The organism is Micromonospora lacuserhaii (genome assembly GCF_036902735.1).
Lineage (GTDB): Bacteria > Actinomycetota > Actinomycetes > Mycobacteriales > Micromonosporaceae > Micromonospora.
Genome location: NZ_JBAKHO010000039.1, coordinates 37572 through 52574 on the forward strand (window position 1 = coordinate 37572; position 15003 = coordinate 52574).

Sequence of the window (15003 nt, forward strand, 5' to 3'; positions counted from 1 at the left end):
GGACCCCGGGCCGGGACGACCAGCTCAGACGGCCGCCGGCTGGAGCTGATGGGGCATGTCCCAGCCCTCGGCGAGTTTCGACGGGTGCACGTTGCGTCCGCCGCCGAAGAACTCGCAGAACTTCATGATCAGCGGGTCCCAGCCGAGCGGGTCGACGTAGTGCGTCCCCGGGATGACCAGGTCCTCCTCGATGTGGGCGCGAAGGATCTCGACCTGGAACGCGGTGGCATCAGGGGTGGGACTGCCGAAGGGGTACGTCGAGACGACCCTGCATTCCAGCTGGACCGGGCATTCCGCGACCCGAGGCGGCCGGACCAGCTCTGATGCCTGCTCGGTCAGTTGCGCGGCCGAGAACTTGTCCGGCTCGTACCGGTAGCCCTGCGCCACCTTGTGTTCCGGCACCGCCGATTTGCCAGTGGTGAGGGCGATCCGGTCGACGGCGTCGACCATCGCCGATGACGGCAGGTTGAGCACGCACTCGCGTTCGCGCAGCAGGTTCGCGGTCGTCTGGCCGCTGTTGCCGAGACCGAGCATGCAGGACTGACCCAGCCACCACGCGGAGGACATCGGTGCGAGGTTCGCGGTGCCGTCCTCGTTACACGAGCTGATCAGCACCACCGGCGTGCCGAAGTACAACACCTTGAGCCCGGGGACCACGTGCATTCGTCAGCCTTTCGCGGGATGTGAGCGGAACAGACCCGCCATGAGGTGCGCGAGCCGTAAACGACTCTCCCCGAATCAGGCGACGGCTGCTGGCGGCGATCGGACCTTGCGTTACCCGGAACCGGGAAGGATTGTTCACAGCTCCAACCAATCAGCGGTGTCGATCGCTGTCGTGGTGGCCTAGGGTGCCGATCAACGGCATGAACGTTCCTCCGAGAGGAGTGACCCGTGACCCACCACCGCCACGTCCGCCGTCCACTCAGCCTCGCCCTGCTCCTCGTCGCGGTCACCGCGCTGGCCGTGCCGGTGCCGGCCACCGCCGCGACCTACCCCTACCAGGATCCGACGCTGCCCGTCGCCACCCGCGTCACCGACCTGCTCGTCCGAATGACCCTGGACGAGAAGATCGGCCAGATGACCCAGGCCGAGCGCGGATCGGTGACCGCCACCGACCTGACGACCTACCGGCTGGGTTCGCTCCTCTCCGGCGGCGGCTCCGCACCCTCCCCCAACACTGCCACCAGCTGGGCGGACATGTACGACACGTTCCAGCGGTCCGCCCTCGCCACGCCGCTGGGAATCCCGATGATCTACGGCGTGGACGCCGTGCACGGGCACAACAACGTCGTCGGCGCGACGATCTTCCCGCACAACATCGGGCTCGGCGCGACCCGCGACCCGGCCCTGGTGCAGCGGATCGGCCAGGCGGTCGCCGAGGAGGTCTCAGGCACCGGCATCGACTGGGACTTCGCGCCCTGCCTCTGCGTGGCCCGCAACGACCGCTGGGGTCGTACGTACGAGTCGTTCGGCGAGACTCCGGACCTCCCGTCGGACATGACCACCATGGTCACCGGCCTGCAGGGCACCACTCTGAACGGGCCCACGTCGGTGCTCGCCACCGCCAAGCACTACCTGGGCGACGGCGGCACCACCGGCGGCGACGACCAGGGCAACACCGAGCTGTCCGAGGCGCAGCTGCGGGCGATCCACCTGCCGCCGTTCCAGGCAGCGGTGCAGCGCGGCGTCGGCTCGGTGATGATCTCCTACAGCAGTTGGAACGGCGTCAAGTTGCACGGCAACCAGTACCTGATCAGCACCGTGCTCAAGGGAGAGCTCGGCTTCACCGGATTCGTCGTCTCGGACTGGAACGGCATCGACCAGATCGACGGCGCCGCCGGCTTCACCGCCGCCGAGGTCACGGCCGCCGTCAACGCCGGCATCGACATGGTGATGGTGCCGACCGCCTGGAAGACCTTCATCAGCACGCTGCGTGCGGAGGTGCAGAACGGCCACGTCCCGCTCAGCCGGATCGACGACGCGAACCGGCGCATCCTGACCAAGAAGTTCGAGCTGGGCCTCTTCGAGCGCCCGTACACCGACCGGAGCTGGACGCCGAGCGTCGGCAGCACGACGCACCGGGCACTCGCCCGCCAGGCGGTCCGGGAGTCCCAGGTGCTGCTGAAGAACGCCGGCGGAGTGCTGCCGCTGGCCCGGGACAACAACAAGATCTTCGTGGCCGGCAAGAACGCCGACAACATCGGCAACCAGAGCGGCGGCTGGACCATCTCCTGGCAGGGGTCCTCCGGCAACATCACCCCCGGCACCACCATCCTGCAGGGCATCCGAGCCGCGGTCGGTCCGACCACGACGGTCACCTACAACCAGCGCGGCACCGGCATCGACCGCACCTACCGGGCCGCCATCGCGGTGGTCGGCGAGACACCGTACGCGGAGGGACAGGGCGACCGGACCGGCAGCATGAGCCTGGACCGGGACGATCTGCGGACCATCTCGACGCTGCGCAACGCCGGTGTCCCGGTGATCGTGGTGCTGGTGTCGGGCCGCCCGCTCGACATCGCCACCGAGCTGCCCCGCTGGGACGCGCTGCTGGCGTCCTGGCTGCCCGGCACGGAGGGTGACGGGGTCGCGGACGTCCTGTTCGGCGCCGCGGCACCGACCGGCAAACTCCCGATGACCTGGATGAACTCGGTGAGCCAACAGCCGATCAACGCCGGCGACGGGCAACTGCCGCTCTTCGCACAGGGCTACGGCCTGACGTACTGACCGTCCGTGACGGGGCCGCCGGACCTGCGTACGGCGGCCCCCTGCGGGAGAACCGGCATCGGCGTCGCGCCATCCCCGCCAGGCGCTTGGCCCGTCGGCGGCTGAAGCCTGGATTTCCGTCACGACGGCCTGTGCGGCGCTACCCAGCGCTAAGGCGCGGTTCCCTTATGGAAGGCACGGGCGAGGCGACGGACGGCCTCGTCCATGAGGTCGGGTGGGGCGGCGGCGTAGGTGAGGCGGAGGTGTGGGGCCGGGGGTTCGGCGGCGTACCAGGGACGGCCAGGAAAGACGATGACGCCTTCGGCGGCTGCGGCGGCAGCCAACGCGACGTCGTCGGTGCCCTCGGGCAGGCGGGACCAGAGGTGCATGCCGCCGTGCGGGATGGCCTGCCCGGCGAGTTGTGGGAGGTGCCGGCGGAGCGCGGTCAGTAGCGCCTCGCGGCGTGTCCGGAGCGCGGTACGCAGGGCGCGGCGGTGACGCGCCCACGCCGGGGCGGTGACGAACTCGAGCGTGGCCTGTTGCAGTGGGCCGGCGACGAAGAAGTCGTCGAGTAGCCGGGCCGCCCGCAACCGGGCGCCTGCCGGGCCTCGGGCGCCGATCGCGGCGACGCGCAGCCCGGGAGCGGCTGACTTGGTCAGCGAGCGCAGGTAGATGACGTGCCCGTCGGGGTCGTCGGCGGCCAATGGTGGCGGGGCCTGCCCATCGATGGTGAGGTCGCGGGCGTAGTCGTCCTCGATCAGGAATGCCCCGGCGTGGCGTACGGCCTCCGCGACCTGGGCCCGGCGGTGTGCTGCCAGTGTCGCGCCGTGCGGGTTGGCGTAGAGCGGCTGGCAGTAGAACAGCCGCGCGCCGGTGCGGGCGAACGCGGCGGCGAGTTGGTCGGGCCGTACACCGTCGGCGTCGGCGGGCACGGGCACCACCCGTAGACCGGCGGCCCGAGCCGCGGCCAGTGCGCCCAGGTAGGTCGGCGACTCGACGAGCAGGGTGTCGCCAGGCGCGGCGAGCGCCCGCAGCGCCGACGACAGCGCGGCCTGTCCGCCCGGGCAGATCACCATGTCGTCGGCGCGCAGCCCGATCCCGGCCTCGCGGGCGAACCAGGCGCGCAGGTCCTCGCGTCCCTCGGCCGGTCCGCGTTGCCAGGACGCGGGCTGCCGGGCGGCCCGGGTGAGCGCGGCGCCGAGCGCGGCGGCCGGCTGCAGGTCTGAGTCCAGGTAGCCGCCGGACAGGGGGATCGCCCCTGCGGGCGGTAACGCCAGTAACGCCTGCATCTCATCCTCGCCGGATCGGCGGGGACCGAGCGCGACGGTCTGCCAGGACAGGTCGGGGGCGCGCCGCTCGTCCGGCCGGGCGGCCACAAAGGTGCCTCTGCCGGAGCGTGTCTCGATCAGCCCCTCCCCCACGAGCTGCCGGAGCGCCTCAGCAACGGTGACCGGTGAGGCCTGGTGCCGGGCAGTCATCTCGCGCACCGAGGGCAGCTGCGTGCCGGGGTCGGCGACAGCCACGAGCCGACGCAGATCTTGGACAACGCGTTCAGCTGCGCTACCGTAGTTCATGAGTGTCCAGAGTAGCGCTACCGTCAAGATCCCAGTAACGGTGGATCGGACGGGCGGCCTCGCCCTCGGCGGGCTTGGTGTGCTTGCCTTCAGCATGTCGCTGCCCGCCACCCGCGTCGCCGTGCAGCAGCTCGACCCGTGGTTCGTCGCCTTCGGTCGGGCCGCCGGCGCGGCGCTACTGGCATGTGCATACCTGCGTTTCACCGGCGCGCCGCGGCCCACCGGTCAGTGGCGGAGGCTGTCGATCGTCGCCCTCGGTGTCGTCGTCGGCTTCCCGCTGTTCACCTCGCTGGCGCTTGTCACCCAGACCTCCGCGCACAATGCGGTCGTCATCACGATGCTGCCCGCCATGACCGCCGTGTTCGCGGTGCTGCGGGCCGGCGAGCGCCCGCCGCTGCTGTTCTGGGCCGCGAGCGCCGGGGGGCTGCTGGCGGTGTTCCTGTTCCTCGGCGTCAGCGGCGCGGTCCATGGTGCCCTGTCCCCGGCCGACCTGTTCCTGCTCGCGTCGGTCGTGCTCTGCGGCCTCGGGTACGCCGAGGGCGGCGCACTCGCCCGCGAGCTTGGCGGCGCTCGGACGATCTGCTGGGCGTTGCTGCTCTCGCTGCCCGTCACGGTGCCTGTCACGGTCGTCGCTGCGGTAGCCGAGCCTCCGCACGCCGACGCCGTCGCCTGGTCGGCGTTCGCCTACCTCACCGTGGTCTCCATGTTCATGGGCTTCTTCGCCTGGTACGCAGGGCTGGCCCGGGGCGGCATCGCGCAGGTCGGCCAGATCCAGCTCGCGCAGCCGGTGCTCACCCTGGTCTGGTCGGCGCTGCTGCTCGGCGAGGTCGTCACCCCAGCCTCGATCGCGGCGGCACTGGTGGTGCTGGCCTGCGTCGTACTGATCCAACGCACCCGCAACGCGCCGGCAATGCGGAAGGCCTGAGCGCGTCGGCAACGCCCGCGGGACGTCGCGTCAGCGCAGCCGTCGGGCGGTGAAGGTGGCTGGTGGCTCAGCGATCGCGTCCTGGGCGGCGATCAGCTGGATCTCCCGGGTGCCCGCCGCGAGGGTGGCCTCGAGTACGGCGAAGACGGAGGCGATGGTGCGTTCCAGTGCCGTCGCGGGCGAGCCGGTCGTGCACAGGTGCGCGAGGTACAGCGCCGCGGTGACGTCGCCGCCGCCGTTCGGGCTGATCGGCAGCAGTGGCGTGGTCACCGCCCAGGCGCCTTCGTCCGAGACGGCCACCACCTCCAGCGACCCCGCCGGGACGTCGCCGTGCAGCACGCTGGTGACCAGGACGTGCCGCGGGCCCGTCTCGCGCACCACGTCGACCGCCTCCAGCAACTCGGGCAGCGAGTTCGTCGTACGGCCGGCGAGGAATTCCAGCTCGAACTGGTTCGGGGTGATGATGTCCGCGCGCGGGACGACGGTGTCCCGCAGGTACTCCGGGATGCCCGGCCGGACGAACATTCCCCGGCCGGCGTCGCCCATCACCGGGTCGCAGCAGTACACCGCGTCCGGGTTGGCCGCCTTGACCTTGTCCACCGCGTCGAGGATCACCGCGCCCATCGCCGGGTCGCCCTGGTAGCCCGACAGCACCGCGTCGGCGCTGCCGAGGACCCCGCGGTCCGCGATGCCCGCGATCACGTCGGCCACGTCGGCCGGCGCCAGCAGCGGCCCACGCCACGCGCCGTACCCGGTGTGGTTGGAGAAGTGGACCGTCAGTACCGGCCAGACCTCGTGCCCCAGCCGCTGGAGGGGGAAGGCGGCCGCCGAGTTGCCCACGTGGCCGTAGGCGACCGAGGACTGGATGGACAGAATCTTCACCGGATCATCATGGCGGTTCCCGCCGGTGCCGCGCGCGCTGCCCGCCTTTCGTGTCGGGTGACCCACTCGGGGTCAGCGGGTCGTGCGGGGCGTCCGCCGGCTGCCGAAGGATTCCATGGTGGTGGCCTTCTTCGCCGGCGCCCGGGTGGCCGTGGTCGTCCGGGCACGGGCCGGCGCGGCCTTCTTGGCCGGCGCCTTCTTCGCCGGCGCCCTGGTCGCGGGCGCCTTCGCGGTGCGTGTCGGGGCCGCCGTCGCGGCGGTGTCCTTCTTGCGGGCCACGCGCGCCGTGGTCGGGGTGGGCTTTCCCCCCGGCGTCTTGGCCGCGCTCGCCCCGGTGGCCCGCTTCGTGGCGGTCGCGACCTTCTTCGCCGCCGCCTTCCGATTCATCGGGGCCTTGGGCGCCCCGGTGGACTTCCGGGCGCCGGTGGGCCGGCTGGCGGCTCCGGTCGTGCTCCGTCGAGCGTCGGCCATCGTCGCTCCTCCTCCGGGTGTCTGCTGAAGCCCGCGCCGATGATGCGGCCGGCGGGCCCGGTCCCTGTGCGGCCGGGCGGGCGGCGCGGCCCGCTCGGCACCGGTGTCTTCCCCCGGCCCCGACCGGCAAACTTTCGGTGCCGCGTCTGGTGGTCGCAGCGAGCGGGGCGGGATTCCACGCCCACAGGCGAGGGTCATCGGCAGGCGGTGAGCGCACGCTAGGCTGTTCGGCACCAACGCGGCGGAGTCCACGACGGAACAGCGGCTCGTCCAGAACCGCAGGAAGGTGCCACCGGTCCATGGACAGGCCCGTGCCGAGACGGCCACGCTCGCCGAGGTCGCCGAGCGCGCCGGGGTGTCCCGCTCCGCCGCATCGCGGGCCATCAACAACGCGCAGTACGTCAGCGGAGCCACCCGTAAGGCCGTCGAGCGCGCCGTCCGCGAGTTGGGTTACGTACCCAATCCCACCGCACGGGCGTTGGCCACCAGCCAGGTCGGCGCGGTCGTCCTGGCGGTGTCCCACGACGATCCGGCGGCGCTCGCCGACCCGTTCGGTCCCGTGCGGCCGATGCGCGGTCCGCGAGGAACTCCTACTGTTCCTCGTCCTCCGACGGCGCCCTGTCCGACGTCCGGGCGTCTTCGTCGGTCAGCGCATCGTTCGACCGCTCACCGGAGCGGGGGAGGCGACGACGGAGGTCGTCCGCCTCATCCGCGATCGCCCGTTCGCTCTCGTGCGGCTGCTGCGACATCGGACCTCCACCGGCCGAGGACAGGGTGACGACCGGTTACCCGGTCCGGCGGAGAAGACACGACGGCCGGCGGGCGTTCACCGCAGCCGCCGTCGGCTGTCTTCGGCGAGCCGGCGCACGGACGGCTCAGCGGGCGGCGTCCGGATGCCCGGGCATGCCGGAGCCGCCCGCGCTGCCGCCCGACGCGCCACCGGGGACACCCGAACCGTCGTCCTCGGTGACCACGTCCGGCCCGGCGCCCTCGGCTGCCGGTATGTCGGTGTCCGCCTCCACCTGGACGAGCCGGGCCTGGCCGGCCTCATCCTCGGCATGCTCCGGATCGACGGGCAGCTCTCCGTCGCGCGCCTGGTACCCCACGGTCGTCTCCCGTCGGTGGCGGGTCTGTCCGGCGACGGCTACCCGGCGCCGTGGTGGCGAAACCTCCCCGCCCTGGTCAGCCGGGGTCGGCGACGAGCCGACGCTCGATGGTCACCGTGGTGCCCTCGGCGCCCGGCACCAGTCGCACCTCGCCGTAGGCGTTCATCAGGGTCGCGCCGCGCCCGCGGTCCATCGCCGGCCGCCGGTCCCGCCAGGTGCCGAAGTCGCGGACGGTGACGCGGGCCGTCCCGTGGACCATCTCGAGCCGTACCTGGACCTCGGGTCGGGTCGGCTGCTGCGCGTGCTCCACCGCGTTGTTGAACGCCTCGGACGCGGCCACCAGCAGGTCCTGCACGACGTCCGGATCCACCTGCCAGGTCTGGAGCAGGGTACGCAGGTCGCGACGCATCGCCGAGGCGGAGATTGCCGCCGAGGGGTAGCTCCAGACCGTGTCGGCCGGTGGCGACCCGCTCGCGCCCGGAGCGCCGGCGCCCGGCAGCTGCTGACCTTCGACGGTCGGCGTCACCGTGCCTGCCGGCGTCACGGTCGGCCCGGTCGGCCCGGTGTCGCCCGGCCGGGTGGGCGAGGCGGGTGCCGCCGGGGCTCCGGCCGGAGGCGACAGGGGTTCCGCGCCATCGGCCGGGGTGGCCGACCTCCGCCGGGCCGCGGCGTGCAGGGCGGCGCGTACCCGGGCCACCAGGTCGGCGGCGGTGAAGGGCTTGACCAGGTAGTCGTCCGCACCGAGGTCGAGCCCCTCGGCGGCGGCGTCCGCGCCGGCACGGGCGGAGAGCACCAGCACCGGCAGCGCCCGCGTCTCCGGACGACCCCGCAACGCGCGGACGAGCGCGAAGCCGTCGACCTCGGGCATCATCACGTCGGTCAGCAGCAGCGCCGGCGGGTCCCGCCGGATGGCGGCGAGGGCCTCCCGGCCGTTGCCGACCGTCTGCACCTGCCACCCGCGCTCGGTCAGCAGCCGGGTCAGGTACGCGCGCATGTCGGCGTTGTCGTCCGCGACCAGGATCCGGGCGCCGCCTTCACCACCCGTCCCGCCCGGTACGGCAGCGGTGAGCCCGCTCCCGCCGGAGTGGTCCGCCGGCCAGCCGGTGGCCTCCTCGGCGGCGGCCCGGGCGGAGTCACCGAGGTCGCCCGCCGGCGCCGAGCTGTCCGTGCCGGCCGCCACCGCCGCCCAGGGCAAGGCCACGGTGAAGGTGGTGCCCGCACCGACGCGGCTGCGCACCCCTACGTCACCGCCCTCGAGCCGGGCGAGTTCGCGGACCAGGGCCAACCCGATGCCGCTGCCCTCGTGGCTGCGGGACCGGACGCCCTTGACCCGGTGGAAGCGTTCGAAGAGCCGGGGCAGTTCCTCCTCGGCGATGCCGACACCGGTGTCGGTCACGGTCAACCGCAGCTCGGTCGGGTCGGCGTGCAACCCGACCCTGATCCCCCCGACGAAGGTGTGCTTCAGCGCGTTGGACAGCAGGTTGGTGACGATCCGCTCCCAGTTGGCCGGATCGAGGTTCACCGGTCGGGGAAGCGGTGGGCAGTCGACCTCCAGGCGCAGCCCCGCCCGCTCCACCGCGGATCGGAAGACGCCGGCCAACTCGGCCGTCAGCTCCGCCAGGTCCACCCGGCGGACGTGGCTGCTCGCGCGTCCCGCCTCCAGGCTGGAGAAGGTCAGCAGGCTGTTGACGAGGGTGAGCAGGCGGGTGGCGTTGCGGCGGGCGATGTCCACCCGTTCCCGCTGCTGCGGCGGCAGCGGATGCTGATCGTCGGCGAGCGCGTCGGCCAACGGGCCGAGCATCAGCGTCAACGGGGTGCGAAACTCGTGGCTGACGTTGGTGAAGAAGGTGGTCTTGACCCGGTCGAGTTCCGCCAGCGCCTCGGCCCGTCGGCGCTCCTCCTCGTACGCCCGGGCGTTGCGCACCGCGACCGCCACCTGCTGCGTCAGCAGCTGAAAGAACGACCGGTACGCCTCATCGAGGGCGCGGCTGGGGCTGACCGCCGCCAGCAGCACCCCGAGCGGCTGGCCGGCCCCCGCCGAGGGCAGCGGCAGCGCCAAGGCGCCGGCCACCGGCTCGCCCCACGCCCCGGCGGGCAACGTCAGCGTGTCGGCCACCCGGTCCAGCTCGGCGGCGGCGCCACCGGCGGCGGCCCAGAGCCCCCAGGCGGGATCACCGTCGAGCACGACCTCGGGCAGCGCGGCGGTCACCGGGGCGTCGTCGGTGGCGGCGACCCGGTGCAGCGCCGCGCCGTCACGCAGGTAGATCGCGGCGAACGGCACGTCCAGCCGGTGCCCGCCGATCGCCTCGACCAGGCTCGTGCAGGTGCTGGCCACGTCGACGGTGCGCCCGTCGCCGGGTACCGACAGGTCCCGCAGCAGCCGCAACCGCCGCTCCCCCACCACCTGCTCGGTGACCTCGCTGCACACGGTGAAGATGCCCACCGTACGGCCATCGTCGTCCCGCGCGGGAGCATGGGAGACGCTGAAGTAGGCCTCTTCCCGGTAGCCGGACCGGTCGAGGAGCAACTGCAGGGCGGGCACCCAACTGGCCACGCCCGTCGCCATCGCCTCGTCGATCAACGGCGCCAGGACGTCCCACCCCTCGGCGAGCGTCGTCCGGACGTCGTCCCCGAGCGCCCCGGGATGCTTGTCGCCGATCAGCGCCGAGTAGGCGTCGTTGTAGAGCTGGGTGAACTGCTCCCCCCAGAGCAGCAGCATGGGGTACCGAGAGGAGAGGACGATGCGTACGGCCGCGCGCAGGCTCTGCGGCCAGGCCTCGACCGGGCCGAGCGGGGTCGCCGACCAGTCGAGCCGGGCCATCAGCCGGCCGGTGGCGCTGCCGACGTCGAACAGTTCCTCGTTGAGGTTGGTCACCCGGGGCCACACCTCATCGTCGACCTCGCGCTTCGACACATTCCCGCATCCGGGCCGCGCCTGACGGGGAGGCGGCGCGAACCAGGTCCGCCGGGACGCCCCGGGGACCGGCGGCCGGGACGCGCGACACGTCGGACGTGATGTTGGTGGTCATGCCGGGTCCTCCGCAACCCGCCGGACGCCGCCGGCAGTCGCAGCGGAATCCGTCGAGGCAGAGACTAGACCATAAGGACCCCGGAGTACCAGCCGAACGGCCGATGCCCCGGCTCCGATCGGGTGAACCCGGACACCAGCGTCGGCGACACGACCGGGTTGATTGCGGGGAAGGAGCGTCTGCCGCCCCTCGGGTTTTCGCACCATGGGGAGCGAGACCGATCGCGACAGGAAGAAGGGTGACCGACATGAAGCGTCGACGCAGCAGGAAGGGACCGCTGTTGCAGGCGGCGGTGATCTCGCTGGCCGCGGCGGCGGCGGCAGGCGCCGTCGTACGAGCGCGCCGACGCATGATCGGCGAGGCCCCGTCCGGCGGTCAGACCGGCCAGGGTGACGGCGTCCTCGCCGCGGTCGGGGCGGACACCGCTCCCCGCACCGATGCCCCGACCGCCCCGGATCGGATCTCGCGCAAGATCACGTCCGCCTCGCGGTAGTCGTCGCGCCGGACCTGAGCGCCGTCCTGCCTACGCCGGGCCGGCCGCCGGTCGGATGACGGTGAACACCGCGCCGGTCGGGTCGGCGAGCGCGGCGACCCGACCGGTGGCCACGTCCCGCGGCGGGACCAGCAGCCGTCCGCCGTGCCGCTGCGCCTGCTCGGCCGCACCGTCCGGGTCGGCCACCGCGAAGTAGACCAGCCAACCGGTGGGCAGCAGGGTGTCCAGCGGCGCCGGCAGCGCCAGCCGGCCGGCGACCGGGCGGCCGCCGGAGATCAGCAGGGCGTACGAGTCGTCGGGCGCGCCGGGCGGCACGGTGGCCCGCAGCGCCAGGGTGTCGGCGTAGAACCGCTCGACGTCGCCGGGGACGGTCGTCATGTACTCGTACCAGCAGGGACGTCCCGGCCCCGGCACGCCGACCGGCGACCCGACGCGGACCCGGAAGGCCCCGCCGAACGGGTCGTGAATGTCGTCCCCGTCGACGCGCGCGCCACCCCTGGCGGCCGCGTCGCGGACGACGTCGGCGTCGTCGACGGCGAAGGTGGTCCACCAGCGCGCCGGCCCGTCGCCGACGCGCAGCTCGGCGGCCGGCTGGCCGCCGGCTAGCGCGGCGGTCCCGTCGGCCGAGTCGGTGTACGTCCAGCCGAGCAGGTCGGCGTAGAAGGCGCGGGCGGCGTCGACGTCGGCCGTGACGAGCGTGACGCTGTCGGGCACCGCCGGCGAGGGGGATGCGTTCACCTGGGTCTCCAAGGGGTCAGCGGTCGGGGTGTCCGGCCGCGGCGGCGGAGGGGTGCCGCTCGTGGCGGAACCGGTCGAGGAGGATGTCCAGCGGGACGGGGCGACCCAGGTGGTAGCCCTGGCCCGCGTCGACGCCGAGCCGACGAAGGGCGGGCACCAGCGCGCCGTGCTCGACCGACTCGGCCACCGTGCGCATGCCCAGCCCGTGCGCGGCGCGCACCACGGCGTCGATGAGCACCGGGTCGGCGCCGCCGCGGTCGGCGTGCCGGACGAAGTCCCGGCGATCTTGACGGTGCTGAACGGCAGGTGCTTGAGGTACGCGAACGAGCCGAATCCGGCGCCGAAGTCGTCCAGGCTCAGCCGGCAACCCGCGTCGCGCAGCGTGCCGGCGAGATGGCGCACCGCCGCCACGTTGGTGATCGCCGCGGTCTCGGTGACCTCCAGGCCCAGCCGGCAGGCGTCCACATCGGCCGCCCGCAGCCGGCCCACCACCCAGTCGCCGAACCCGGGCGACTCCAGGGACCGGGCGGAGATGTTGACGTCCAGCCGCATCCCGGCGGCGCAGGCCGACGGTTCGGCGAGCGCCGACGTGGCGGTGGCGACCACCCACCGGTCGAGTTCGGCGATGAGGTCGTCGCGTTCCACGGTGGGCAGGAAGTCGGCCGGCGACAGCGGTGGCTGCCGGCCGTCACGCAGCCGGATGAGCAGTTCGTGGCTGACCACCTCACCGGTCAGCAGGTCGACGATCGGCTGGGCGTCGAGGTGCATCCGGCGCTCGTCGAGCGCGTTGCGGACCCGGGTCACCACGTTGACCCGCTGCACCGCGTGCCGGTACTGCTCGGGCAGGTAGAGCCGGGCCCGGTTGCGGCCGGCGTCCTTGGCCTCGTACAGCGCCAGGTCGGCGTGGGCGAGCACCGCGTCGCGGGTGTCGCCGGCTTCCACGGAGGCGGCCCCGATGCTCAGGGTGAGCCGCAACCCGGCGCCGGCCAACGGCACCGGCGTCTGCACCACGGCGTTGCAGAGGCTCTCGGCGACGGCGAGCGCGTCGGCCGCCGACGTGTCGGGCAGCACCACCGCGAACTCGTCGCCGCCCAGCCGGCCCAGCACGGTGTCGGGTGGGAGGTGGCGGACGAGCAGTCGCGCCAGCACGCGCAACACGTCGTCGCCCACGGCGTGCCCGTGCACGTCGTTGATGTCCTTGAAGTTGTCGATGTCGATCAGCAGCAGCGCGCCGGACGGCTCGCCGCCGGCGAACAGGTCGGCGAGGCGCGCCAGCAGGGCCCGTCGATTGGGCAGTTCGGTGAGGGGATCACGCTCCGCCAACCGGGTCAGCTCGTCCTGGACCCGGCGCACCTCGGTGATGTCGTGGGCGGTGCCCAGCACGCGTACCGGGGCGCCGGAGGCGTCGACGAAGACCTCCCCGTAGCACTCGAAGACCCGCAGCGTGATGCGGTCGGCGAGATACATGCGGTGGGTGTAGGCGAAGGGAGCGCCGGTACGCAGCGCCGTCTCCAGGGGTCCGCTCGATCAGGCCGACGTCGTCGGGGTGCAGCAGTTGCCGGTACGACGGGTAGTCCAACGCGGTGCCCGGCGGGAAGCCGAACATCTGCAACAGCATGTCGGACCAGATCACCGTGTCGGACGGCACGTCCCACTCCCAGGTGCCCACCTTGGCGAGCTGCTCGATGTGGGCCAGCCGCCACCGGTAGCTGCGCCCCCACTCGCGCTCCCGGCGCTCGACGCTGACGTCGCGCACCTCGTACAGGTGCACGGGCTGCCCGTCCTGGTCCATGGCATGGCAACGCACCTGCAACCAGCGGGGCGCGCCGTCGGCATCCGGCCAGGGGACCTCGACGGCCGACCCGTCGGGTTCGACCCGCGCCCGCGCCAGCTCCTCCGGCCCGACCCGTAACCGTCGGGCGGCCGCGTTGGACCACAGGCAGCGGCCGTCGGGATCGAGCACGGTCATGGCGGTGGAGGTGACCTCGGCCGCGAGGGCCGGCACGGGTCTCACCTGATCGGCACCCCATTCCCTTTACCGTCAAGGCGTACGCCGCGGGCTCCACGTAGGACCCATCGATCACGATGGGTAGCCTACCCATGTGGACGGCCCACCGCTCGCCCCGCTCGGGCGGCGGACCGAAACGTCGCGGACGTCGATGCCGGCGCGGGCGTCGGCTACCGAGGTGGCGGGCCGCTTCACCCTGTGCGACGTAGGATCGTCTCCTACCCGCGTCATGCCACGGCATGACCTGTGTGGGGCGAGCTCAGATTCATGCCGACGAGCGAGTTGTCCAGGGGGTTGCGGTGACCGCAGGCAATACCGAGGTCAAGGGCGACGAGCCCTACGACCACGACTACGACGAGCTCTACCGCGACACCGCCGACTCGGGCGGGCCGCCCTGGGAGATCCGCGGTCCGCAGCCGGCACTCGCCGAAGTGCTCGACGACGGGGTGCGAGGCCCTAAGGTGCTCGACGTCGGCTGTGGCACAGGCGACCTCGCGGTAGCCCTCGCCCGCCGCGGCTACGAGGTGACGGCGGTCGACATCTCGCGCGTAGCGATCGACATGGCCCGCGCCAAGGCCGCCGGCGAGGGCCTGACCGTGCACTTCGAGGTCCAGGACGCCACGGCCCTGTCGTTGCCGTCGGCGCCGTTCGACTCGGTGTTCGACTCCGGCCTGCTGCACAGCCTCCACCGCCGCAGCGGCGACGAGATGGACCGATATCTCGCGCTACTGCCGGGCCTCGCCGCGCCGGGCGCGACCGTCTTCGTACTGGCGGTGTCCTGGACGGCGGGGCACGGCTGGGGCGTGACCGAGGAGCTGCTGCGGGCCAGCTTCGCCGAGCCGGAGTGGGTCGACACGGAGGTCGAGGAGATCGACGTGGCCGCGGAGACAGACGGCCGGAAGCTCTCGCTCCCCGGTTTCCTGCTCCGCACGGTCCGTGCATTCGCACCGGATCCGCATGCATAAAAACAGTAGGCCCACCCCTGATGGGGTGGGCCTACTGGAATGGTTGTCCGGCGGCGTCCTACTCTCCCACACCCTCCCGAGTGCAGTACCATCGGCGCTGGAGGGC

General features: G+C 72.8%; 12 protein-coding genes and 2 pseudogenes. 6 read left to right on the forward strand and 8 right to left on the reverse strand.

Annotated elements, in window-relative coordinates; translation table 11 throughout:
* Positions 1 to 24: 24 nt before the first annotated feature.
* Entirely contained in the window at positions 25 to 663 is a 639-nt protein-coding gene (locus tag V6U81_RS21525; RefSeq protein ID WP_334491680.1) for a flavin reductase family protein, read from the reverse strand.
* A 228-nt stretch (positions 664 to 891) separates the two neighbouring features.
* Here V6U81_RS21525 and V6U81_RS21530 point away from each other — a divergent pair, with 228 nt between their 5' ends.
* Positions 892 to 2727, forward strand: coding sequence for a glycoside hydrolase family 3 protein (locus V6U81_RS21530; RefSeq protein ID WP_334491681.1), 1836 nt, complete (start codon positions 892 to 894; stop codon positions 2725 to 2727).
* Positions 2728 to 2876: 149 nt separating this feature from the next.
* On the opposite strand, the gene V6U81_RS21535 is transcribed toward V6U81_RS21530, so the two are convergent.
* Positions 2877 to 4280: an aminotransferase-like domain-containing protein gene (locus V6U81_RS21535; RefSeq protein ID WP_334491682.1), complete on the reverse strand. Its 1404-nt coding sequence runs from the start codon at positions 4278 to 4280 to the stop codon at positions 2877 to 2879.
* A gap of 40 nt (positions 4281 to 4320) precedes the next feature.
* Between V6U81_RS21535 and V6U81_RS21540 the strand changes: the two genes are divergently transcribed.
* Positions 4321 to 5205, forward strand: a complete 885-nt coding sequence (locus V6U81_RS21540; protein ID WP_334491683.1) for a DMT family transporter — start codon at positions 4321 to 4323, stop codon at positions 5203 to 5205.
* 30 nt (positions 5206 to 5235) lie between these two features.
* On the opposite strand, the gene pdxY is transcribed toward V6U81_RS21540, so the two are convergent.
* Positions 5236 to 6087, reverse strand: a complete 852-nt coding sequence (pdxY, locus tag V6U81_RS21545) for a pyridoxal kinase PdxY (protein ID WP_334491684.1) — start codon at positions 6085 to 6087, stop codon at positions 5236 to 5238.
* A gap of 82 nt (positions 6088 to 6169) precedes the next feature.
* Here pdxY and V6U81_RS21550 point away from each other — a divergent pair, with 82 nt between their 5' ends.
* The gene (locus V6U81_RS21550; protein WP_334491685.1) at positions 6170 to 6586 is read left to right on the forward strand and encodes a hypothetical protein; all 417 of its coding nucleotides are present in this window, start codon (positions 6170 to 6172) and stop codon (positions 6584 to 6586) included.
* 258 nt (positions 6587 to 6844) lie between these two features.
* A pseudogene (locus V6U81_RS29220) lies at positions 6845 to 7009 on the forward strand (LacI family DNA-binding transcriptional regulator); the annotation flags it as partial.
* Between the two features lie 139 nt (positions 7010 to 7148).
* Here V6U81_RS29220 and V6U81_RS21555 read toward each other — a convergent pair.
* The 3 genes from V6U81_RS21555 to V6U81_RS21565 all read right to left on the reverse strand — a co-directional run bounded on the left by V6U81_RS21555 (position 7149) and on the right by V6U81_RS21565 (position 10578).
* Positions 7149 to 7307: a hypothetical protein gene (locus V6U81_RS21555; protein ID WP_334491686.1), complete on the reverse strand. Its 159-nt coding sequence runs from the start codon at positions 7305 to 7307 to the stop codon at positions 7149 to 7151.
* A 126-nt stretch (positions 7308 to 7433) separates the two neighbouring features.
* Positions 7434 to 7664, reverse strand: coding sequence for a preprotein translocase YidC (locus V6U81_RS21560; RefSeq protein ID WP_334491687.1), 231 nt, complete (start codon positions 7662 to 7664; stop codon positions 7434 to 7436).
* Between the two features lie 76 nt (positions 7665 to 7740).
* A complete protein-coding gene (locus tag V6U81_RS21565) occupies positions 7741 to 10578 on the reverse strand; it encodes an ATP-binding protein (RefSeq protein ID WP_334491688.1) in 2838 nt (945 codons plus the stop codon).
* 362 nt (positions 10579 to 10940) lie between these two features.
* Between V6U81_RS21565 and V6U81_RS21570 the strand changes: the two genes are divergently transcribed.
* Positions 10941 to 11186 carry a hypothetical protein gene (locus tag V6U81_RS21570; protein WP_334491689.1) on the forward strand — a complete coding sequence of 82 codons (246 nt, stop codon included), beginning with the start codon at positions 10941 to 10943 and terminating at the stop codon, positions 11184 to 11186.
* 30 nt (positions 11187 to 11216) lie between these two features.
* Here the strand turns inward: V6U81_RS21570 and V6U81_RS29225 are convergent, their stop codons facing one another.
* A complete protein-coding gene (locus tag V6U81_RS29225) occupies positions 11217 to 11924 on the reverse strand; it encodes a VOC family protein (RefSeq protein WP_420884054.1) in 708 nt (235 codons plus the stop codon).
* 16 nt (positions 11925 to 11940) lie between these two features.
* Positions 11941 to 13391 (reverse strand): annotated as a pseudogene (locus V6U81_RS21575) (putative bifunctional diguanylate cyclase/phosphodiesterase).
* Positions 13392 to 14231: 840 nt separating this feature from the next.
* Between V6U81_RS21575 and V6U81_RS21580 the strand changes: the two are divergent.
* On the forward strand, positions 14232 to 14897 hold the full coding sequence (locus V6U81_RS21580) for a class I SAM-dependent methyltransferase (protein WP_334491691.1): 666 nt from the start codon (positions 14232 to 14234) through the stop codon (positions 14895 to 14897).
* The last annotated feature ends 106 nt before the right edge of the window (positions 14898 to 15003 follow it).